This is a genomic window from Niveispirillum sp. (assembly GCF_017996735.1).
Classification (GTDB): domain Bacteria; phylum Pseudomonadota; class Alphaproteobacteria; order Azospirillales; family Azospirillaceae; genus Niveispirillum.
This window is the reverse complement of sequence record NZ_JAGOGJ010000086.1, coordinates 1-20611: the sequence shown is the minus strand read 5'-3', so window position 1 is coordinate 20611 and position 20611 is coordinate 1. Positions and strand designations below refer to the sequence as shown.

The window sequence follows — 20611 nt, the reverse complement described above, 5'->3', positions numbered from 1 at the left end:
GATCATGTCCGCCCCTGTTGTCGCGGGGCGCTTCTTCGGTGGGGAAAAGGTTAGCAACCCCTGTGCCAGCACGGGAAAGCAAGGCTTCCGGGCGGTACCGTCCCGCCTTGCTTCACGATTTGATCGAAGCGTCCGGCAGGGGCGGGGGCAGGGGTGATGAATTGGTGAAGGTCAGCGGGCGGACAGGGTGGGAATGCTGTCCAGTTCCGCCGCCATGGCCGCCGACACCACGGCCAAGTCATACTTCGTCTGCAGACTAAGCCAAAGCTCCGCCCCGTTCCCGCACAGCCGGCCCAGACGCAGGGCCATGGCCGGCGTGACGGCGGCCCGTTCGGCCAGGATCGCATGCAGTGTCTGGCGCGACACGCCCAGCAGTTCCGCGATCTCCGTAACTGACCGGTCCAGTGCGGGGATCACGTCCTCACGCAGAAGCTCGCCGGGATGCATGGGGGGAAGGGCGGTATCAGGCATCAGTGATAATCCTCCAGGTCGAGATCAACCGCATCCACACCATCCCAGCCAAAGGTAAGCCGGTAGTTGCCGGTTCCCCAGATCGACCAGCGCTTCGGGTCGGTGTGCAGCCCGTGGAAACGATACCCCGGCGATTGATGTCTTCCGGCTGTTTCGCGGCATCAAGTACCAGCAACTGACGCCGCACACGGGCATGGTTTTCGACCGGCAAACGCCGATGGTCTCCATCTTCCCAATATTGGCGCAGTGGCTTGCTGCGGAACGACCGGATCATGCGTGTAATGTGATCCTTTACAGCGACGTGTCAAGTCTTGCCTTACACGATCTTCCGTTTCAGCCGGTAGGCCAACTGCGGCCTGGTGATGCCCAGCATGCGGGCGGCTTCGGAGATGTTGCCCTGGGCCCGTTCCACGGCGGCCTGCAGGAGCTGTTCCTCCAGATCGTCCAGCGAGGTGCCGTTGCCCAGCAGCGTGTCGATCAGGCTGCCGGCATCGCCGCCGCCCGCGCCCGCCACCGTTTCCTTCGCCCGCGCTGCCTCCCGCTGGCCGCAGGGGTTCAGCAGCCCGTCGCCCGACATGGCCAGGACATTGGCCGACAATATCTCGCCCGAGGTGAACAGGTGGCAGAGGTCGACCGCCTCTCCGTCGGCGGCCAGGATGACGCCGCGTTCGATCATGTTTTCCAGCTCCCGGATATTGCCGGGCCAGTCATAGGCGAACAGGCCATTGATGGCGCGCTGGGTGAAGCCGGTGACCTGCTTGCCGTGGCGGCTGCGGAACTGCTTCAGGAAATGCTCCATCAGCAGGGGGATGTCGGCGCGGCGGTCGCGCAGCGGCGGGATCTGGATGGGAAAGACGTTCAGGCGGAAGAACAGATCCTCGCGGAAGGTTCCCTTGCGGGTGCAGTCGCGCAGGTTGACATTGGTGGCGGCAACCACGCGGACATCCACCTTGCGGCTTTTCCGGTCGCCGACGCGCTCCACCTCCCCCTCCTGCAGGGCGCGCAGCAGCTTCCCCTGGGCCTGCAGCGTCAGGGTTCCGATCTCGTCCAGGAACAGGGTGCCGCCATGGGCGCGTTCAAACCGGCCCGCCCGGCTTTCGGTGGCGCCGGTGAAGGCTCCTTTCTCCACCCCGAACAGCTCGCTTTCGATCAGATGTTCGGGGATGGCGGCGCAATTGATGGCGACGAACGGCCCGCTGGCGCGCTTGGAGATGCGGTGAAGGGTCTGCGCGAACAGTTCCTTGCCCACCCCGCTTTCGCCCAGCAGCAGGACGGTGGCGTTGGTCCCCGCCACCTTCTCCAGCATGTGGCAGACCATGTTGAAACCCGCCGACGCGCCCACCAGCAGCTTCTCCGGGGTGGCCGGCACCTCCGGCGAGGGGGCTGCGGCGGGAACGGTGGCGGGGGCCGCCTGCGCCGTCCGGTTCGACACGATCAGCCGGTCGCGGTTGGCGAAGCTCTGTGGTTGCAGATAGCGCAATTCCTCATCCGTGGCGTCCCATTCCGACAGGGGCTTGCCGATGATGCGGCAGGCCTGTGCCCCCGTGGCCCGGCATTCCACCTCCCGGAACAGCACGGGCCGGCCCACGAAGACGGAGGTGTAACCCGATGCGTAGCCCTGCTGCATCCAGCATGCACTTTCCGATCCGAAGCCGAACTGTTCGATATGCACCTCGTCCTCGGCGCTGTCGTGCCACAGGAACTCGCCATAGAAATGGCCGGTAGCGGTGTCGGATTCCAGCCGGACCGGCTGCACGTTCACGATGCCTTCCAGGGCGTGCAACTGCGGGCCGACCAGGAAAAAATCCGTGAAGCTGGCGGTGCCGCGCACCTTCACCGCCAGTTCCGCATCCTGCGCGCCCGATGCGTACCCCATGCGGATCAGCAGGGCGCGGGCCGCCGAGATGCCCAGCGTCTCCACCAACTCCCGCCGCAGCGCGCCCAGCGCGCGGGTATGCATCAGGATCATCCGGTTATTGTCCAGCCAGATGCGCCCCGTCCGGGGGGAGAAGCGCAGCCGGGAGGCCAGATCCTCGATATCCGGGAGGTCGAACCGGTCGAATATCTGTGTCCCGCATTGGCCAATCGCATCGCCGGTCCGCTTGGGCCCGCCGCTGCGCAGGATACCCGCCTGCTTGTCGGTCATCTATGTTCCTCCCAAGGGCGCTTCTCTGGCGCCTCTCTCACACAAAAGCGTATGCCGCGGCCGGGCCGCTGGCAACCGCCGAACAGCGCGGAAGCCCAAGACTTTCGGCCGGGGGCCGGGGGTACATTTCATGCTGCGGCGCATCGTGATGAAATCATCCATCGCGTCAAAGCCGCCGGGGCCGGTTTTGATCAATTGATGATCCGCCGGCCCCTGTCGCACCACCGTCACCCCGCCCGCCGCAGCATCGCCGCTGATGGCTGCAAGCATTGGCCCGTCCTGGGTTTCACGCCTGTGGAACAGGGTGCAATCACCGGGCCACGGCGCCCGCCTCACCGTGCTGGCACGGCGATTGCGATGCGGGGGACAACCGGCCCGCGCGAAGGGCCGTGATAAAGGCGACCAGGGGATCGAACCCCTCCCGCCGCCCGACCCAGGGGGAAACATGATCCAGCAGCCACGCATCCCGCTTATCCGGTAGCGCACGGGGACCCGTGTGGCGGGCCGCGGCCGGTCACCGGGACCCTCCTTCAAGCACGAAATATCCGGCGACCACCCGAACGGGCGGCGCGACACCGGGCCTTTGCGCCCGCAACAAGGGGGACAGGGAGAAATGCCCAAGATCAGGGGTTACGGCCATCTGGCCGGATTGCTGTTGTCGGCCAGCGCGCTGGCCATGCCCGCCATGGCAGACGAGCCCGCCGATATCGGCGGCTTCGTTGAAAACGTCACCCATGCGCGCAAGGATGATGGCCTGGTCAAGGCCCGCACGACGGCGCAGGTGGAGATCCACAAGGATTTCGGAGAGACGGGGAGCTTCAGCCGCCTGTCCTTCAACGCCATCCTGCGCGCCAGCTATGATGCCGTCTACGACCTGCGCGACGCCCGTTTCGGCAAGAATGCCGGCAGCCCCATCCTGATCGAAAGCACGGCCATGGGGGCGCCGGTACCCCATGGCGGGGGAATCCCGCTGCCGGCGGGCCCCATCGACCTGACCCGCAATCCCAACCAGGGGATGATCGTGCTGGGCCAGCCGCTGCACGGCCCCGATGGCGGCGTCAGCTTCGGCGTGCCCGTGCAGCCCTGCAACGTGGACAGCCGCGGCTGCATTCCCGGCTACATGAATGCCACGCTGAACGACCTGCGCTATCCGGAGTTCAACAGCCGCTGGGACTTCCTGCGCGAAGCCTATGTCGATGCCGCTTGGGAGGTGGGCGACACGCGTGAATTCGGTGTGCGCGTCGGGCGCCAGCAGGTGGTCTGGGGCCGCACCGACCTGTTCCGCGTGCTGGACGTCATCAATCCCGTCGATTACAGCCGCCACAACATCTATGACGAGCTGGAGGATATTCGTATCCCGCAATGGATCGCGACTGCCGAATACCGCATGGGCGGCACGGGTGCGTTCGACGATCTGAACCTGCAATTCGTCTGGAATTTCGACCGGTTCCGCCCGTCGAACCTGGGCCAGGCGGGTACGCCCTATCAGATATTGGATGCGGGCAGCTTCTTCCGGGGCATGAAGAATTGCTGGGACAATGGCTGTACGGTGTCCAATTTCGCCAATGGCAACCTGGCAACCGACTTCCCCGCCCATGTCATCGGTATCCGTCAGGCCAATGTTCCGGACTGGAGCCTGGATGACACGCAGTTCGGCGGCAAGCTGGAAGGCGTGTTCAAGAGCGTTGGGTTCAGTTTTAACTACCTGCATACGCGACAGCAGCTTCCCACCCTGCGCGGCGGCATCCCGGCCGACAATGCCTTCACGCCGGGTGTCGAGGCACAGGCCTGGCCCTATCTGATCGCCTTCGACATCGATTTCCCCAAGGTCGACCTCTACGGCACCTCGCTGGATTTCTATGTCGACAGCCTGAAATCGGCCGTGCGCATGGAATTCGCCTATACGACGGGCGAGGAATTCGCCAACACCCTGCGCCCCCGCCTGTTCAGCAGCAGCGACGTCATCCGCTATGTGGTCGGCATCGACCGGCAGACCTTCATCCCGTTCCTGAATCCGACCCGGTCTTTCCTGATCTCCGGTCAGATCTTCGGCCAGCACATCCTGGATCATGAACTGGAACAGGGGCCGCTGGGGCCCGTGGGCATGCCCGACTGGAAGAACAGTTGGATCGGCACCCTGCTGATCAAGGGCTTCTACCTGAACGACCGTCTGTCGCCGCAGGTCATCACCGCCTATGACTTCAAGGCCGAAGCCGCCACCATCGCGCCGTCCGTCGACTGGCTGATCAATGATAGCTGGCAGGTCGTCCTGGGCGGCAATTTCAAGGTCGGAAAGGGCATCCGCCGCTTCGACGATTGCCGCACCTGCAACCCGTTCCCGCCCTTCACGGCCACGCCGCTGCATGCGGGCGGCGCTCCCGGCTCCGTGGGCTTGGGCGGGTTCGAACCGCTGGGCCGCTTCCGCTCCGGCCCCATCGGCATGGCCCAGCGCGAAGACGAAATCCAACTGACCGTGCGTTACCGGTTCTGATGATCCTGGGAGGACAAAGAAGATGAAAGCCAAGAAACTCGGCAGCACCCTGCGTCTGGCCGCCGCCGGTCTGGCGCTCTGCGCCATCGCGTTGGGCGGGTCGGCCGACGCACAGACAGCCCAGGCGTTTCAGGACAGTTTCTATCCCTACAAGCAGGGCATGCCGCAGGTGCCGGGCATCACCCCCGGCCTGGTCATCAACAAGGGCAATGTGGAAGCGGCGAAGGATTATCTCGACCCCGCCATGTACCAGTTCGTCAAGGATGGCTGGGTGGAGGTGACGGTGGGTGCCACCACCGACTTCCCGCTTCCCGCCTCCTACGTGAAGGCATCCGAACAGAATGTCGGCAAGGTCAGCATCGGGGCCGACGGCAACCTGTCGGGTTATGTCGCGGGCCGCCCGTTCCCGGCCGATCCCGACCCGAAGGACCCGCTGGCGGGCCAGAAACTGGCCTGGAACTACAAGCATGGCTATAACTGGGGCGACAGCGCGGCCATCTATCCGTTCTACTGGCGTTTCCGGAACCTGAATTCCGGCGCCGTGGAACGCGAGATCAAGTTCAACTTCCATTTCCTGAACTTCAAGCACAGGGTGGACCAGCAGCCGTTGCCCGACCTGCCGGCCAATCCGTCGAATATCTTCCGCGGCATCTATGTGCAGGTGCTGGAACCGGGCGATCTGAAGAACACCCAGCTTCTGATCCTGCGGTACGAGGATGACGGCAAGCGTGACGATGCCTGGCTGTATCTGGGTTTCCAGCGCCGGGTGCGCCGTCTGGCCACGGGGCAGGTGACCGACGCCTTCCTGGGTTCCGATCTGATGATCGAGGATTTTGAAGGCTATAACGGCCGCATCGCCGACATGAAATGGACCTACAAGGGCACGAAGACGATGCTTCTGCCCTTCTACAACCATAACGACCAGAAGCTGGCCACCGACATCAAGGACCCGGACGGGTATCAATATGTCGATTTCGGCGGCAAGGGCGGCTGCTTCCCCAACGTCACCTGGCAGTTGCGCAAGACCTATGTGCTGGAGGCCGAGCCGGTCGATCCGGCGCACCCGATCTCCAAACGTGTCTTCCATATCGATGCCCAGGCCATGACGATCCAGCGCACGCTGATCTATGACCGCAAGGGCGATTTGTGGAAATCCTGGACCATCGGCAAGTCGCATCCCGACCACCACCTGCCCGTCAACAAGGGCACCGGTGTCGCCATCGATGACAGTTTCAGCATGATCGACCTTCTGTCCGGCCATTGCACGACGGGGCAGTTCAAGGGTCAGGTCGACCCCAAACTGTCCCCGGCCAACATGTTCAACGTGCAGAACATGCGCGCCGAAGGCCGTTGATCCTCCCAGCTCCGGCAGCCCACCAACAGCTCCCGGAAAACTGCCGGACCGACGGGAACCCGCCGGTCCGGCTTTTCTTTTTCTGCCCCTCACCCTGGAGATTTCGATGACCGCGACCGATCTGATCTTCTATTTCAACTTCCGCAGCCCTTATTGCTATCTGGCGTCCAAGACCATCTGGCCCGTGCTGGACACGTATCATGTCAATCTGGTCTGGCGGCCCCTGGCCGGCTGGGACGGACGGTCGCCGCCCGACCGGGCCAAGGTGAAGATCCCGCTGGTCCGCCAGGATCTGGCGCGCTGGGCCCGCCGCCTGGGCATCCCCGTCAACCCGCCACCGGCCAGCACCGACCCGACCCTGGCCGGACTGGGTTCGCTTCTGGCCGAGGAACGGGGTCTGTTGCGGCCTTATATCGTGGAGATGATGCGCAAGGAATGGGCCGAGGGCGTGGATATCGGCCAGCGGGACGTGGTTCTGGATGTGGGGGCATCCATCGGCCTGGACCGCGCGGCACTGGCCGCCACCCTGGACGATCCGCGTTCGGCCGCCATCCTGGCCCGCAACAGTGAGCTGGCCTTCGAACAAGGCGTGATCGGTGTGCCCAGCTTCGTCGTCGGCGACCAGATTTTCTGGGGCAATGACCGGGTGGATTTCCTGGACGACCATCTGCGCGAATTGCGGCTGGCCAAGCTGTGACCAGCCTTGATGAAATGATCAATCGGTTCGAGAGGTTGCCTTCACCGAAAGATCAAGCCCGGCCGCAATGTGGGGGGCGTGTCGGCAACCACCCCTGACCGGCCGTCGGGCAAGTTGAAAATACCGAAATAAATCAGTGACTTAATAAAAATTTCGGTGGCCGGTCGCCAAATGCCGCTCCTGGCACGGCCCTTGCGAAACAGAAGGGCAGACGCCGACCCCGCCCCCTCCCGACCGGGAGAAGAGGACACGAAACCGGGGCGGTCCCCTTTCAGGGAGGGAAAACCATGGCCAGTGCCGAACCGCCTGAGCCCTATCCGCTTGACATCACGCAGCGCCATGTCCGGGTCACCGGCACGCGCGGGGCCTTCGTCCTGTTCGATTTCACCATCGCCGACCCGGATCTGACGGTGGAACTGGTGCTTCCCATGCCGGCCTTCCGCGAATTCCTGGCCGCCAACGCGGCCGACATGGCGGTGGAGGAGGTGGCGGCCGCCGGCTTCGACCTTCTCGCCGCCCGTTTCCCCGCATCATCCGAACCCGTCAGGAGCCCGGCATGAGCCTGGAGATCAAGACCACCGCCATCCAGCAACGGCGGCAGACCTTTGCCAATGTCGCCCGTCGTTTGGGCGCCGACCGCCCGGCCTCGCGTTATGAAGAGTCGATGTACGACCTTCAGCCGGAGGTGAATTTCCATTACCGCCCCACCTGGGCCCCGGAATATGAGCTGTTCGACAAGTCGCGCACCGCCATCACCATGGAAGACTGGTACGCGCCCCGCGACCCGCGCCAGCTTTATTACGGTGCCTACACCATCGCCCGCTCGCGGATGATGGAGGCGACGGAGAAGAATTTCGCCTTCGTCGAGAAGCGCCAGTTGCTGGCCGCCATCGCGCCCGCCTGGGCGGAGATCGTCCGTCTCTACCTGTTGCCCCTTCGGCATTACGAATGGGGGGCCAACATGAACAATTCCCAGATCACGGCCATCGGATATGGTGCCGCGATCACCCAGGCGACGCAGTTCATCACCATGGACCGGCTGGGCATCGCCCAGATCATCAGCCGTGTCGGACTGGTCATGGACGGCAATGCCGGCGACAGTCTGGCCGCCGCCAAGCGGGCCTGGATGGACGATCCCGTCTGGCAGGGCGTGCGCCGGATGGTGGAGGACAGCCTGGTCCTGACCGACTGGTTCGAACTGCTGGTGGCGCAGAACCTGTCCATGGACGGAATGCTCTACCCCCTGGTCTATGGCCGCTTCGATGCGGGCGGTCAGGCGCATGGGGCGCAGGGCCTGTCGATGCTGACCGAGTTCATGGTCGACTGGCAGGACGACAATGCCAAATGGGTCGATGCCGTCATCAAGCGCGTGGCCGCCGAGAATGACGCCAACCGGCAGCTTCTGTCCGGCTGGTATGCCGCCTGGGCCACCCGTGCGCAGGAAGCCCTGCGGCCCCTGGCCGACCATGTCCTGGGCTGCGACGGGGTGACGGCGCTGGCCGAGATCCGTCAGGCACTGGACGCGCGGGCCCGCAAGATCGGCCTTCTGGTCTGAAGAGAGGAAGCCAACCATGGCGCAGAATGTTTCCATCACGCTTCAGAACACCGACGAGGGGCGGGCCATCGCGGCGGCCATCCTGTCGGACAACCCGGCGGCCACGGTCGCCAGTATGCCGTCACTGACCAAGATCGACTGCCCCGGCCGGCTGGAAATTCGCCGCGATAGCGTGGAGACGCAGTTGGGCCGCGATTACGACCTGCAGGAGCTGCAGCTGAGCCTGATCAGCCTGGCCGGCAATGTCGACGAGGATGACGAGCGCATCGTCATCGCCTGGAAGAACTGAGGGGTTGATCCATGACCACGCTGTTGAAGGAACCCAAGGCGAAGAAGCTGGGCCTGAAGGAGCGCTATGCGCACCTGACGCGCGGCCTGGGCTGGGAAACCACCTATCAGCCGATGAGCAAGGTGTTTCCCTTCGCCGATTATGAAGGCATCAAGATCCATGACTGGGACGCCTGGGAAGACCCGTTCCGCCTGACCATGGACGCCTACTGGAAATATCAGGCGGAGAAGGAGCGCAAGCTTTATGCCGTGATCGACAGTTTTGCCCAGAATAACGGGCAGATGAACATCACGGACGCGCGCTATATCAATGCCATCAAGATTTTCCTGACGGGCGTGTCGCCCCTGGAATACATGGCCCATCGCGGCTATGCCCAGGTCGGGCGGCATTTCGTGGGCGCCGGACCCCGCGTCGCCTGTCAGATGCAGGCCATCGATGAATTGCGCCATGCCCAGACGCAGATCCATACGATCAGCCATTACAACAAGTTCTTCGACGGGCTGCATGACAGCCGGCACATGCATGACCGTGTCTGGTACCTGTCGGTGCCGAAAAGCTTCTTCGACGACGCGGCCAGCGCCGGGCCGTTCGAATTCCTGACGGCGATCAGCTTCTCCTTCGAATATGTGCTGACCAACCTGCTGTTCGTGCCCTTCATGTCGGGCGCAGCCTTCAATGGCGACATGGCCACCGTCACCTTCGGCTTTTCGGCGCAGAGCGACGAGAGCCGGCACATGACGCTGGGGCTGGAGATCATCAAGTTCATGCTGGAACAGGACGAGGGCAATGTGCCTATCGTCCAGAAATGGATCGATAAATGGTTCTGGCGCGGTTACCGGCTGCTGACCATCGTCGCCATGATGATGGATTACATGCTGCCCAAGCGCGTCATGTCCTGGGCCGAGGCCTGGGAGATGTATTTCGAGGAAGCCGGCGGCGCCCTGTTCAAGGATCTGGCCCGCTATGGCATCCGCGAGCCGAAATATGCCGACGTGGCCCGCAAGGAGAAGGGCCGCCTCAGCCACGAGGCCTGGTGTACCTTCTACAACTACACCCACGCCGCCGCCTTCCACACCTGGGTGCCCAAGGAAGAGGAATTGGCCTGGCTGTCGGAGAAATATCCCGACACGTTCGACAAGCTGTACCGCCCGCGCTTCGAATACTGGCAAAAACAGCAGGAGGCGGGCAAGCGTTTCTACAATAACAGCCTGCCCCAGCTTTGCACCGTCTGTCAGGTGCCGATGCTGTTCACCGAACCCGATGATCCCACGAAAATCTGCTTCCGCCGGGCGGAGCATAAGGGCGAGACCTACCATTTCTGCTCGGACGGATGCTGCGACATCTTCAAGGACGAGCCGGAGAAATACATCCAGTCCTGGCTGCCCGTGCATCAGATATTCCAGGGCAATTGCGGCGGGGCGACGATCCCCGACGTGCTGGCCTGGTACCACCTGAACAATGGCGTCGACAACCTGGACTATCAGGGCTCGCCCGACCAGCAATTGTGGGACGCCTGGATGAAGGATCGGGGCAAGGCTGGCGGCTGAGGCCGCTTCGCAATACCCCCCGGGCACTGTCTTTCCCACCCACTCAAACCGTCACCCCGGTTTTCGCCGGGATGACGGTGGGTGCTGATGGAAGCCCGACCACCCAACAAATCATCACGGGCCGCCCCAAAGCGGCGGCCGACAGGGGAGGTGTGCCATGGCGGTCGCCGCGATCGGCCCATATGAGTTCCAGCCCAAGGATCGGCTGGAGAATTTCCACGGGAACCAGGTCGTCTATCTGCATTGGGAAGATCACCTGATGTTCTGTGCGCCGGTGGCCTTTCCGCTGCCGCCCGCCATGCCCTTTGCCGCGTTCCATGACCAGATCGTGCCGGCGGCCTATGCCCAGCATCCGGATTTCGTTTCCATCGACTGGACCCAGGCCGAATGGAAGCTGGATGGTGCCCCCTTCACGCCGGACCCGGCCAAGGGGCTGAAGGAGCAGGGCATCGGGCACAAGTCGGTACTGGTCCTGCGCACGCCGGGCCTGACCGGCATCAACGGCTCCCACGCCTGAGGCCGCCATGGGCTATCAACTGACCATCGAGCCGCTGGGCGAAACCATCGAGGTGGCGGAAGGCCAGACGCTTCTGGATGCCTGCCTGCGCAACGGCATCTACCTGCCTTATCAATGCAATCACGGGCTTTGCGGCACCTGCAAGGTGGCTGTGCTGGATGGCGACGTCGACCATGCCGCGTCCAGCCCCTTCGCCCTGATGGATTTTGAGCGGGAAGAGGGCCGCACGCTGGCCTGCTGCGCCCGGCCCCTGTCCGACGTGATCATCGAGGCGGATGTGGAGGAAGATCCCGACGCCGAGCATCATCCCGTTCAGGATGTCACCGCGACCGTGGAGGCCATGGACGACCTGACGCCGGACATCAAGGCCGTGTGGCTGCGCGTGCCCGGCGATGGCCTGCCTTTCCAGGCCGGACAATATGTCAACCTGCATCTGCCGGGACTGGAGGAGCCGCGGGCCTTTTCCATCGCGTCGGCCCCTTCCGATCCGACCTTGCTGGAATTGCAGGTCCGCAGGGTGCCGGGGGGTGTGGGCACGGCCTATATCCATGAGCGACTGGCTGTCGGCGATCGGCTGGACCTGTCCGGTCCCCTGGGCCGGTTCCATGTCCATAAATCGCAGACGGCGCCGATGCTGTTCCTGGCCGGCGGTTCGGGGCTTTCCAGCCCGAAAAGCATGGTGCTGGACCTGCTGTCCGGCGGCTGGACCGGCCCCATCACCCTGATCCATGGCGTGCGCATGACCCACGATGTCTATGACGGGGATTTGTTGCGCGAACTGGCCCGCCGGCATTCCAACTTCACCTATATCCCCGCCACCTGCCAGGGGAATGAAGGCGATGGCTGGGAAGGCGATCGCGGCTTCGTGCATGAGGTGGCGGAACGCCATTTTAACGGCAATTTCAAGGGCATGAAGGCCTATCTCTGCGGCCCGCCCGTGATGATCGATGCCTGCGTCAGAAGCCTGATGAAGGGGCGGCTGTTCGAAAAGGACATCCATATGGAGAGCTTCGTGACCAAGGCCGACAGCGCCACCGTCACAAAAAGCCCCCTCTATAAGAGGATATGACGCATGGCCCCCGATCATCGCCACCGCGTCACCATCCGCGACAATGGCGGCAGTTTCACCTGCGGGGCCGATGACCGGGTGCTGATCGCCATGGAGAAGGGCGGCAAGGCCGATATTCCGGTCGGCTGCCGGGGTGGCGGCTGCGGCGTCTGCCGCGTGCGGGTGCTGGAGGGCGCGTTCGAAACAGGCCCGATGAGCAAGCGTCATGTCGGCCCGGCGGAGAAGGCCCAGGGCCTGGCGCTGGCTTGCCGCCTCTATCCGCGCGGCGACCTGGTCCTGGCGCTCGATGTCAGTCCGCATTGCCTTTACCCGGTGGAAGAAACCGCCGGTTCATAACAGGGAAGGAAACGATCATGTCGATGACAGGTGTGCTGCGTCCCGGTTTCGCCCAGGTCCGTGTGCTGGATCTGGATGAGGCCCTGGTTCATTACCGCGACCGTATGGGCCTGGAACTGGTGGAGGTGGCGGGCGACGGCCGCGCCTATCTTCGCGCCTATGACGAGTTCGACCGCCATTCCATCGTGCTGCGCGAGGCCGACGAGCCGGGCCTGGACGTGATGGGCTTTAAGGTGGCGTCCGAGGAGGTGCTCGAATTTTATGCCGGCAAGCTGCGCGCCGCCGGCCTGATGGTGTCTACCATCCCGGCGGGCGAGCAGCCGGGCCTGGGCCGCCGCGTGCGTTTCGTGACGCCGACGGGCCACGCCATCGACCTGTTCGCCAGCATGGAACGGGCGGAAAACGGCCCGATGATCGACAATCCCGACCTGTGGCGCACCGAACCGCGCGGCATGCGTGTCATCCGCTTCGATCATTGCCTGCTCTATGGCGACGATATCGACGCCACCGCCGCCGTCTTTCGTGATGTGCTGGGCTTCAGCCTGACCGAACAGGTGGTGACGCCGGACGGAGAGGAAACCATCGCCATCTTCCTGACCTGCTCCACCAAGGCGCATGATCTGGCCCTGGTCCGCTATCCGGGCAAGGGCAAGCTGCATCATGTCAGTTTCCTGCTGGAAAGCTGGACCGATATCGGCCACGCCGCCGACCTGATGACCCGTTACAACATCTCCGTCGATATCGGCCCGACCCGCCATGGCATCACGCGCGGCCAGACCATCTATTTCTTCGACCCGTCCGGTAACCGGAACGAGGTGTTCTGTGGCGGCTACCAGTTCTATCCCGACCATCCGGTGCGTACCTGGACGGCGGACGAGGCCGGGAAGGCCATCTTCTATTACGAGCGCGCGCTGAACGACCGCTTCATGACCGTGGTGACGTGAACCGCGGCCCCGTCTCCCGGTGGTGCGACAGCGCCGGGAGACGGGTTTCCTTTCATTTCCCACCTCTATGAAGGAACTCCGCCATGACCGACCGGCGCATCCTGAATTTTATCAATGGCGCTTTTGTGCCCGGCGCGTCCGACCGCTGGTTCGATGACCGCGACCCTTGCGACAATTCCCTGATCGCGCGGGTGGCGGAGGCGGACGCGGCCGATGTCGATGCCGCCGTGACGGCGGCGCGCGCCGCGCTGAACGGTCCCTGGGGCCGGATGAGCATGGCGGAACGGGCCGACATCCTGCACCGCGTGGCCGATGGCATCAACGCCCGGTTCGAGGAATTCCTGGCCGCCGAATGCCGGGACACGGGCAAGCCGCGTAGCCTGGCCAGCCATATCGACATCCCGCGCGGGGCCGCGAATTTCAAGATCTTCGCCGATCTGGTGAAGAATGTGCCGACGGAATCCTTCTCCATGCCCACGCCGGACGGCACAGGCGCCGTCAATTACGGCGTGCGCCGGCCGCGCGGGGTGATCGGCGTCATCTGCCCCTGGAACCTGCCGCTGCTGCTGATGACCTGGAAGGTCGGGCCGGCGCTGGCCTGTGGCAACACGGTTGTGGTGAAACCGTCGGAAGAGACGCCGGCCACGGCAGCATTGCTGGGCGAGGTGATGAACGCCGCCGGTGTGCCGCCCGGCGTCTATAATGTCGTCAACGGCTTCGGTCCCGGCAGTGCCGGCGAGTTCCTGACCACGCACAAGGGCGTGAACGGCATCACCTTTACGGGCGAAACGCGCACCGGCACCGCCATCATGAAGGCTGCCGCCGAGGGTACGCGCCCTGTCAGCTTCGAACTGGGCGGCAAGAATCCCGGCATCATCTTCGCCGATGCCGACATGGACAAGGCCATCGAAGGCACGTTGCGGTCGGTCTTTGCCAATTGCGGCCAGGTCTGCTTAGGGACCGAGCGGGTCTTCGTGGAACGGCCCATCTTTGATGAATTCGTTGCGCGGCTGAAAGATGGAGCCGAAGCCCTGCGCATCGGTGTGCCGTCCGACGCCCAAGCCAATTTCGGCCCGCTGATCAGCAAGGAACATCAGGCCAAGGTCCATTCCTATTACCAGAAGGCCCGCGACCTGGGGGCGACGGTGGTGACGGGTGGCGGCATCCCCGCGATGCCCGGTGCCCTGGCCGACGGATGCTGGATCGAGCCCACCATCTGGACCGGCCTGTCCGACGACAGCCCGATCATGCGGGAGGAGATTTTCGGCCCTTGCTGCCACATCAGCCCCTTCGATACCGAGGAGGAGGTGATCGAGCGGGCCAACGACACCGAATACGGCCTTGCCGCCGCGATCTGGACGGAAAATGCCAGCCGCGCCCACCGCGTGGCGGCCCGCATGGAGGCGGGCATCGTCTGGGTCAATTCCTGGTTCCTGCGCGACCTGCGCACGGCCTTCGGCGGGTCCAAATCGTCCGGCATCGGGCGCGAGGGCGGTGTCCACGGCCTGGAATTCTACACCGAACTGACCAACATCTGCGTGAAGCTGTGAGGCATGATGCCCGACATCTCCCCTGACCGGATTGAAGAAGCCGCCGCATCCCTGCGTGCCGTCACCGCTGGTGGCACCCCCATCGCCCCCTTGCGGGACACGCTGGGCACCAACGACCCCACCACCGCCTATGCCATCCAGGAGGCGAACACCCGTCACTGGCTGTCAAACGGCCGCCGGCTGGTGGGGCGGAAGATCGGCGCCACGTCCAGGGCCGTGCAGACCATGCTGGGCCTGGACCAGCCTGATTACGGCATGCTGTTCGCCGACATGGCCTTTACCGATGGGGAGGAAATCCCCTTCGACCGGCTGCACCAGCCCAAGGTGGAAGGCGAGGTCGCCTTTGCCCTGAAAGACGATCTGGATGGCGAGGGGCTGACCATCGCCGACGTGATCCACGCCATCGACTATGCCCTGCCGGCCATCGAGGTGGTGGGCAGCCGCATCAAGGACTGGAACATCAAGATCCTGGACACTATCGCCGATAATGCCAGTGCCGACCTGTTCGTGCTGGGCACGCGGCCCGTAGCGCTGGCGGACTTCGACCCCGTCCTGTGCGGCATGGTGATCGAGCGGCGGGGGGAACCCGTTTCCACGGGGGCCGGCATTGCCTGTCTGGGCAACCCGCTGACCGCCACCCTATGGCTGGCGCGCAAGATGGTGGCGGTGGGCCGGCCCCTGAAAAAGGGCGACATCGTCCTGTCGGGCGCGCTGGGCCCCCTGGCCCCGGTGACCAAGGGCGACAGTATCGAGTTGCGGATCAACGGCCTGGGCTCCGTCCGGGCGCATTTCGGTTGAGCGAGGGCTGGATCATGAGACTTTTGGCAGAACTGGCCCGCACCGTGGACGAGGCGGCGCGTACCGCGACCGAGATCCCGCAACTGGCCGACAGCCACGATCTGGGCCTGGAGGAGGCCTATGCCATCCAGGCCCTGTCCATCCGTCGCCGGCAGGAACGGGGCGAGCGTATCATCGGCATGAAGATGGGCCTGACCAGCCGGGCCAAGATGAACCAGATGGGCGTGCATGACGTCATCTGGGGCCGCCTGACCGACGCCATGCGGGTGGAGGATGGGGAGGCCATCCGTTTCGACCGCTATGTGCATCCGCGCGTGGAACCGGAAATCGCCTTCCTGCTGAAACGCCCGCTGGAGGGGCTGGTGACCATGGCCGAGGCGTTGAACGCCGTAGAGGCGGTGGCCCCGGCGCTGGAGATCATCGACAGCCGATACAGGAACTTCAAGTTTAGCCTGCCCGATGTCGTTGCCGACAATTCCTCCTCCTCCTCCTTCGTGCTGGGGGCCTGGAACCGGCCGGACATCGACCTGTCCAACCTGGGCATGGTCATGCGTTTTAACGGTCGACCGGTGCAGGTGGGGTCAAGCGCCGCCATCCTGGGCCATCCGGGGCGTAGCCTCGCGGCGGCATCGCGTCTTGTCGCGGCATCGGGACTGCGGCTGGAGGCGGGTTGGATCGTGCTGGCCGGTGGGGCCACGGCGGCCGATGCCCTGTCACCCGGCCTGTCGGTCAGCCTGGATGTACAGCATCTGGGGGCCACCGGCTTCACGGTGAAGTGAAAGGAAAACCCATGTCGTCCTCTCCTGAGATCGGCCGCTCCGTCCTGGCCGGTGGTGTGTCGGTGAACTACCATGATTACGGTAAGGGCGATCCCGTCATCCTGATCCATGGCTCCGGCCCCGGCGTCACCGCCTGGGCCAACTGGCGGCTGACCATTCCGGAACTATCCAGCCGCTTCCGCACCCTGGCACCCGATATGCTGGGTTTTGGCTATACGGAACGGCCGGGGGCGGCCCCCCTGGTTTGCGACAAATCCGTCTGGGTGGCGCAACTGGCGGCCCTGATGGATGTGCTGGATATCGGCCGTGCCCACATCATCGGCAACAGTTTTGGCGGCGCCATCGCGCTGGCCATGGCCATTGCCCACCCGGAGAGGGTGGGCAAGCTGGTGTTGATGGGGGCCGCGGGCACCTCCTTCCCCATCACCGACGGGCTGGACCGGGTCTGGGGTTATGAACCGAGTTTTCAGGCGATGCGGGAGATGATGGACCTGTTCGCCCATGACCGGACCCTGGTGACGGACGAACTGGCGGAACTGCGCTACAAGGCCAGCGCCCGCCCCGGCGTGCAGGAGGCATTCGCCGCTTTGTTCCCGGCTCCGCGCCAACGCTGGGTCGATGCGCTTGCCAGTGATCCGGACGCCATCCGGGCACTGCCGCATGAAACGCTGATCATCCATGGCCGTGACGACCGGATCATTCCGCTGGCGAGCTCCCTGACGCTGCATCAATGGATTGACCGGTCGCAGTTGCATGTTTTCGGGCAGTGCGGCCATTGGACCCAGATTGAACATGCGGCCGGCTTCACGCGGCTGGTTACCGATTTCCTGATCTGAAAGCGGTGTTGCTGGCCACCGGCCGCGCCGATATCGACAACGCCATCGGCATCATCGCGGTGGCATAGTCAGCACGTCCGCCGCCGGCCTGACTTTCCGCACGTCCTCGCATGGCTCGTTCCTGAAGGGCAAGCGCGTCATTCAGGTTATTCTGGAGCCCGCCCAATCCCTGGACGCTGATCGGAACGTCGGGTCTGAACTCCGTCATAGCGCCTTGTAACGGCGGTTCCATTGGCCTGTGCTTGGCGCACACCATTGGCGCGTCCTTTGCGGCGAAGGGACGTCACATCCTGCTGGTAACGGGCGACGGCGTTTATGCATGCCGGGCTTGGCGAATTCACCCGACCATGGAAGTCGCCGCCGCAACGATCGCCTCGCGGGGCTCGCGTGGGGTCCAGCCGAGCACGCGCCTCGCCTTCTCGTTCGAGGTTTTCTTGGCGTAGCCAAGGTCGGGTACGAAAGGACGCATCTCAGCATTGAAGCGCGCGGCGATGCGGACCACAAAGTCGGGGAGGGTGCGTGTCGGGACCCGCGTGGCCGTATCCCCAAGCGCGGCCCTGATAATGGCACCGATCTCCTTCAGGCTGAGTGCCCGGCCGTTCGAGAGCAGGAACCGCTCACCGGCTGCTGCCGGGTTCATCATTGCCATGACATGCGCGCTGGCGACGTCGCGGACATCGACCACGGGTATGAAAAGGTTCGGGACCACCGGCATCGCGCCGTCAAGCATGCGCCGGACGACTTGGTTGGAGCCGGATACGTTCTTGCCCATCACCGGTCCCATAACGGCGACCGGCAGCATCGTGGTCAGCGCCAGCCCGTGACCTTCGGCTGCGATGAAATCCCAGGCCGCGCGTTCGGCAAGGGTCTTGCTCTTGCCGTAAGCATCGACGCCGGGCCCATCGAGAATCGTCCAGTCGGCCTCGGTGAATACATGGTCGCTGTGCGAATGCCCCCAGCTCACTGCGTGGAATGCGGAGGTAAGAACGACGCGACCTACCCCCGCGTCTCGTGCCGCGCGCAGCACGCGCAACGTGCCATCCCGTGCGGGAAGGATCACCTCGTCCTCGTTCGCGACCCTCCCGGGCTGGACCGGCGAGGCGACATGCAGGACGACATCCATGCCGGCGACGGCCTCTGCCCAGCCGTCATCCCGCAACAGATCGGCCGCGACGAAGCTCAGCCTGTCGGAATGAACCATGCCCGCGTCCTTGAGAACGCTCCGTACCACCGCTTCCTTGGCCAAGGAGCGGATCGTCGAGCGGACGAAGTGACCTTGCTCCAGAAGCTGGAGAATGCAGTGCCCCGCAATGAAACCGGAGCCGCCGGTGACGAGGACGCGTTGCTGGATCACGATGGAGTTCCCTTGTGAAGGTGATGGTGGTCTGTCACTCGGTCATGCCAGCGGGCTTGAGGTGCCGGCTCACAATGGCGGTAGGCCTGAGCAATCCCTGGACGCACGCATGCGACGCACGGCCCGTCGACCGGTATCCGCCCCTTTCATCGAACAGTGGGAAGGATCGGGCTGCGCGGGCGGGTTGATGCCGTCCTGCGCATTCGCCGCGTCCATAACCAGCCCCTTAAATCACCCCTTCTTGTTGGGCTTGGTAGACCGAGTGGACACTGCAATGAAAACCCAGGCTGCGGGAAAGGGAGCTATCCACATGCAAGTACCAGGGGTTTGAAAGCGGTTCGGCGCTCGACGCCATTTTTACACCGAGCAAGCCGGTGAGTTCATAAATCGAAGCCGGTGCCCCATCCGCGATGTTCACGACACGCCGATCAAATCTCCCGTCGAGCGCAAACTTGATCGCCTTGGCGACGTCACGATGGTGAATCGTGCTCATTCGTTGCGCCGGATGCCAGTTGCTGACGTATTTGGGAAGAGACTCAAGATGCCCGTCGCCGTCGCCATACACGAATGGGAACCGGATGATTGACCAGTTCAAACCGCTTTCGCGCAGTTCTTTCTCTGCGGCCACCTTGCTGGCCGGATAGGCGTGCTGAGGATTGACCGGGTCGTCTTCCCGTCCGGGATGCGGATTGTCAGGGTTGTAGACATTGCTGGTGCTCGCCATGATGAACCGTGCGCCGGGAGCATGGGCTTTCGCGGCGGCAATCAGGTTGCGGGTCCCATCAAGGTTGCTTTTCCAAATGAGGTCGGTGTCCTGGGTGCGAAATACTGCGGCCAGGTGAACAATGGCGGAAACCCCGCGGACGGCGGCTGGCAGGGTTGAAGGGTCGAGAATGTCGCCCGTCGCGGCCTCAATGCCCTCCGGATAGGCTTTCCCAGGCCGGACCAAAACGCGGCAGGGCAAATCAGCTTCCATCAGGCGTGGGAGAAGTCGTTCGCCCACCAGCCCCGTGGATCCGGTCACCAGGACAGTCATTTGCTCAATCCTTTCTGCAACAGGGCTTGCAGTCGCTCGGTCGCCGATCGCAGAACGCGGATGGTCGCGGCCAGTTCGGCCTCATCAACTCCGGCGAAGGCAACGTCTTGAATGAAGCAAAGATCGGGAAGCTTGCGCCACAGCGCCTCCCCCGCGGCCGTCAATGTCAGCAGACGCTGACGCTGATCCTCCCCACTCGCGGCCTGTTCGACCAAGCCTTTACGAACAAGGGTGGAGATGATGCCACTTAAAGTCGCCCGTTCGAGTGCGAGCGCCCGCCCGAGGTCGCGCTGAACGCAAGGGCCACTGTTGGCGAGGTGCCATAACACATACCATTGCGTGGATCCCAGGTCATAGGGCCGCAAGGTTGCGTCCATCAGGGCGCGACCCGCGAAGTAACACCGTTTCGTCCATGCTCCCACGGAGAGGTATTCGGTGTCGGCCTGATCCTGCATGGGGAAGCCTCGGCATTTCGTTTGCTACCATACGAATATCGCAAGGTAGCGAACGAATGTCAAGGATGAGTGGACTGAAGTTTTTGGGGTCTCCTGAAATTGCCCGGCGAGGAATTGCGTAGCACCATTCCCGGCCCAAAGGGGCGGTCCGCGGGCACGAACACGCTCTTATTATATACAAAGATGTACTGTATGGTTGGCATTCGGTCTCGAGGTGGTTTGCGTAGCGCATACCGTAAAATTCCCAATTGACGCGCCTGAAACGGCTATTCTCGTGGCCGATATCCTGTTTTCGTGACGATATAGCTTTCGCATATCTCCATCTCCAAATGACTAAACAATACCATATTGCACTGTATGGAGTGTTGCCATACGCTTGCGTCATCA

The 20611-nt window shown here is 63.6% G+C and carries 21 protein-coding genes; 15 read left to right on the top strand and 6 right to left on the bottom strand.

The genetic code is table 11. The annotated features are described in order from the left end of the window. Window positions 1-171: 171 nt before the first annotated feature. The 3 genes from KBA48_RS22400 to KBA48_RS22395 form a co-directional block, all read right to left on the bottom strand. A complete protein-coding gene (locus KBA48_RS22400; RefSeq protein ID WP_292910566.1) occupies window positions 172-471 on the bottom strand; it encodes a HigA family addiction module antitoxin in 300 nt (99 codons plus the stop codon). Further along, entirely contained in the window at window positions 471-554 is an 84-nt protein-coding gene (locus KBA48_RS33065) for a hypothetical protein (RefSeq protein WP_367273864.1), read from the bottom strand. Before KBA48_RS33065 ends, KBA48_RS22400 begins: the two co-directional genes overlap by 1 nt. Window positions 555-787: 233 nt before the next feature. Beyond that, complete coding sequence (locus tag KBA48_RS22395) at window positions 788-2617, bottom strand: sigma-54-dependent Fis family transcriptional regulator (RefSeq protein WP_292910564.1); 1830 nt, start codon at window positions 2615-2617, stop codon at window positions 788-790. Between the two features lie 613 nt (window positions 2618-3230). Here KBA48_RS22395 and KBA48_RS22390 point away from each other — a divergent pair. From KBA48_RS22390 to KBA48_RS22320, 15 genes are all read left to right on the top strand, one after another. Next, window positions 3231-5108: a DUF1302 family protein gene (locus tag KBA48_RS22390; RefSeq protein ID WP_292910562.1), complete on the top strand. Its 1878-nt coding sequence runs from the start codon at window positions 3231-3233 to the stop codon at window positions 5106-5108. Window positions 5109-5130: 22 nt separating this feature from the next. After that, complete coding sequence (locus KBA48_RS22385) at window positions 5131-6462, top strand: DUF1329 domain-containing protein (protein ID WP_292910560.1); 1332 nt, start codon at window positions 5131-5133, stop codon at window positions 6460-6462. A 106-nt stretch (window positions 6463-6568) separates the two neighbouring features. Next, window positions 6569-7159: a 2-hydroxychromene-2-carboxylate isomerase gene (locus KBA48_RS22380; RefSeq protein WP_292910558.1), complete on the top strand. Its 591-nt coding sequence runs from the start codon at window positions 6569-6571 to the stop codon at window positions 7157-7159. A 287-nt stretch (window positions 7160-7446) separates the two neighbouring features. After that, complete coding sequence (locus tag KBA48_RS22375) at window positions 7447-7719, top strand: phenol hydroxylase subunit (RefSeq protein ID WP_292910556.1); 273 nt, start codon at window positions 7447-7449, stop codon at window positions 7717-7719. Next, complete coding sequence (locus KBA48_RS22370; RefSeq protein WP_292910554.1) at window positions 7716-8714, top strand: aromatic/alkene monooxygenase hydroxylase subunit beta; 999 nt, start codon at window positions 7716-7718, stop codon at window positions 8712-8714. The genes KBA48_RS22375 and KBA48_RS22370 overlap by 4 nt, the downstream gene beginning before the upstream one ends. A 16-nt stretch (window positions 8715-8730) precedes the next feature. Then, window positions 8731-9003, top strand: a complete 273-nt coding sequence (locus KBA48_RS22365) for an MmoB/DmpM family protein (RefSeq protein WP_292910552.1) — start codon at window positions 8731-8733, stop codon at window positions 9001-9003. An 11-nt stretch (window positions 9004-9014) separates the two neighbouring features. Next, the gene (locus KBA48_RS22360; RefSeq protein ID WP_292910550.1) at window positions 9015-10550 is read left to right on the top strand and encodes an aromatic/alkene/methane monooxygenase hydroxylase/oxygenase subunit alpha; all 1536 of its coding nucleotides are present in this window, start codon (window positions 9015-9017) and stop codon (window positions 10548-10550) included. Window positions 10551-10707: 157 nt separating this feature from the next. Then, complete coding sequence (locus KBA48_RS22355; protein WP_292910548.1) at window positions 10708-11067, top strand: phenol hydroxylase subunit P4; 360 nt, start codon at window positions 10708-10710, stop codon at window positions 11065-11067. A gap of 7 nt (window positions 11068-11074) precedes the next feature. Further along, window positions 11075-12136: an NADH:ubiquinone reductase (Na(+)-transporting) subunit F gene (locus tag KBA48_RS22350; RefSeq protein ID WP_292910546.1), complete on the top strand. Its 1062-nt coding sequence runs from the start codon at window positions 11075-11077 to the stop codon at window positions 12134-12136. A gap of 3 nt (window positions 12137-12139) precedes the next feature. After that, window positions 12140-12472, top strand: coding sequence for a 2Fe-2S iron-sulfur cluster-binding protein (locus KBA48_RS22345; RefSeq protein ID WP_292910544.1), 333 nt, complete (start codon window positions 12140-12142; stop codon window positions 12470-12472). 23 nt (window positions 12473-12495) lie between these two features. Next, window positions 12496-13416 carry a catechol 2,3-dioxygenase gene (locus KBA48_RS22340; protein ID WP_367273863.1) on the top strand — a complete coding sequence of 307 codons (921 nt, stop codon included), beginning with the start codon at window positions 12496-12498 and terminating at the stop codon, window positions 13414-13416. 83 nt (window positions 13417-13499) lie between these two features. Then, window positions 13500-14966, top strand: a complete 1467-nt coding sequence (locus tag KBA48_RS22335) for a 2-hydroxymuconic semialdehyde dehydrogenase (RefSeq protein ID WP_292910540.1) — start codon at window positions 13500-13502, stop codon at window positions 14964-14966. A 3-nt stretch (window positions 14967-14969) separates the two neighbouring features. Beyond that, window positions 14970-15764 (top strand): fumarylacetoacetate hydrolase family protein, encoded by a 795-nt coding sequence (locus tag KBA48_RS22330; RefSeq protein WP_292910538.1) that lies wholly within the window; start codon window positions 14970-14972, stop codon window positions 15762-15764. Between the two features lie 14 nt (window positions 15765-15778). After that, entirely contained in the window at window positions 15779-16543 is a 765-nt protein-coding gene (locus KBA48_RS22325) for a fumarylacetoacetate hydrolase family protein (RefSeq protein WP_292910536.1), read from the top strand. An 11-nt stretch (window positions 16544-16554) separates the two neighbouring features. Then, the gene (locus KBA48_RS22320) at window positions 16555-17379 is read left to right on the top strand and encodes an alpha/beta fold hydrolase (RefSeq protein ID WP_292910534.1); all 825 of its coding nucleotides are present in this window, start codon (window positions 16555-16557) and stop codon (window positions 17377-17379) included. 337 nt (window positions 17380-17716) lie between these two features. Here KBA48_RS22320 and KBA48_RS22315 read toward each other — a convergent pair whose 3' ends face one another. The 3 genes from KBA48_RS22315 to KBA48_RS22305 all read right to left on the bottom strand — a co-directional run bounded on the left by KBA48_RS22315 (window position 17717) and on the right by KBA48_RS22305 (window position 20224). After that, window positions 17717-18733, bottom strand: coding sequence for an aldehyde reductase (locus KBA48_RS22315; RefSeq protein ID WP_292910532.1), 1017 nt, complete (start codon window positions 18731-18733; stop codon window positions 17717-17719). Between the two features lie 226 nt (window positions 18734-18959). Then, complete coding sequence (locus KBA48_RS22310; protein WP_292910530.1) at window positions 18960-19769, bottom strand: NAD(P)-dependent oxidoreductase; 810 nt, start codon at window positions 19767-19769, stop codon at window positions 18960-18962. Continuing rightward, entirely contained in the window at window positions 19766-20224 is a 459-nt protein-coding gene (locus KBA48_RS22305) for a MarR family winged helix-turn-helix transcriptional regulator (RefSeq protein WP_292910529.1), read from the bottom strand. The genes KBA48_RS22310 and KBA48_RS22305 overlap by 4 nt, the downstream gene beginning before the upstream one ends. Window positions 20225-20611: the final 387 nt, after the last annotated feature.

Excerpts from the sequence above, each read along its gene's own strand:
- KBA48_RS22400 (WP_292910566.1), bottom strand. The coding sequence starts at position 471 with ATGCCTGATACCGCCCTTCCCCCCATGCATCCCGGCGAGCTTCTGCGT.
- KBA48_RS22395 (WP_292910564.1), bottom strand. The coding sequence starts at position 2,617 with ATGACCGACAAGCAGGCGGGTATCCTGCGCAGCGGCGGGCCCAAGCGG.
- KBA48_RS22390 (WP_292910562.1), top strand. The coding sequence starts at position 3,231 with ATGCCCAAGATCAGGGGTTACGGCCATCTGGCCGGATTGCTGTTGTCG.
- KBA48_RS22385 (WP_292910560.1), top strand. The coding sequence starts at position 5,131 with ATGAAAGCCAAGAAACTCGGCAGCACCCTGCGTCTGGCCGCCGCCGGT.
- KBA48_RS22380 (WP_292910558.1), top strand. The coding sequence starts at position 6,569 with ATGACCGCGACCGATCTGATCTTCTATTTCAACTTCCGCAGCCCTTAT.
- KBA48_RS22375 (WP_292910556.1), top strand. The coding sequence starts at position 7,447 with ATGGCCAGTGCCGAACCGCCTGAGCCCTATCCGCTTGACATCACGCAG.
- KBA48_RS22370 (WP_292910554.1), top strand. The coding sequence starts at position 7,716 with ATGAGCCTGGAGATCAAGACCACCGCCATCCAGCAACGGCGGCAGACC.
- KBA48_RS22365 (WP_292910552.1), top strand. The coding sequence starts at position 8,731 with ATGGCGCAGAATGTTTCCATCACGCTTCAGAACACCGACGAGGGGCGG.
- KBA48_RS22360 (WP_292910550.1), top strand. The coding sequence starts at position 9,015 with ATGACCACGCTGTTGAAGGAACCCAAGGCGAAGAAGCTGGGCCTGAAG.
- KBA48_RS22355 (WP_292910548.1), top strand. The coding sequence starts at position 10,708 with ATGGCGGTCGCCGCGATCGGCCCATATGAGTTCCAGCCCAAGGATCGG.
- KBA48_RS22350 (WP_292910546.1), top strand. The coding sequence starts at position 11,075 with ATGGGCTATCAACTGACCATCGAGCCGCTGGGCGAAACCATCGAGGTG.
- KBA48_RS22345 (WP_292910544.1), top strand. The coding sequence starts at position 12,140 with ATGGCCCCCGATCATCGCCACCGCGTCACCATCCGCGACAATGGCGGC.
- KBA48_RS22340 (WP_367273863.1), top strand. The coding sequence starts at position 12,496 with ATGACAGGTGTGCTGCGTCCCGGTTTCGCCCAGGTCCGTGTGCTGGAT.
- KBA48_RS22335 (WP_292910540.1), top strand. The coding sequence starts at position 13,500 with ATGACCGACCGGCGCATCCTGAATTTTATCAATGGCGCTTTTGTGCCC.
- KBA48_RS22330 (WP_292910538.1), top strand. The coding sequence starts at position 14,970 with ATGATGCCCGACATCTCCCCTGACCGGATTGAAGAAGCCGCCGCATCC.
- KBA48_RS22325 (WP_292910536.1), top strand. The coding sequence starts at position 15,779 with ATGAGACTTTTGGCAGAACTGGCCCGCACCGTGGACGAGGCGGCGCGT.
- KBA48_RS22320 (WP_292910534.1), top strand. The coding sequence starts at position 16,555 with ATGTCGTCCTCTCCTGAGATCGGCCGCTCCGTCCTGGCCGGTGGTGTG.
- KBA48_RS22310 (WP_292910530.1), bottom strand. The coding sequence starts at position 19,769 with ATGACTGTCCTGGTGACCGGATCCACGGGGCTGGTGGGCGAACGACTT.
- KBA48_RS22305 (WP_292910529.1), bottom strand. The coding sequence starts at position 20,224 with ATGCAGGATCAGGCCGACACCGAATACCTCTCCGTGGGAGCATGGACG.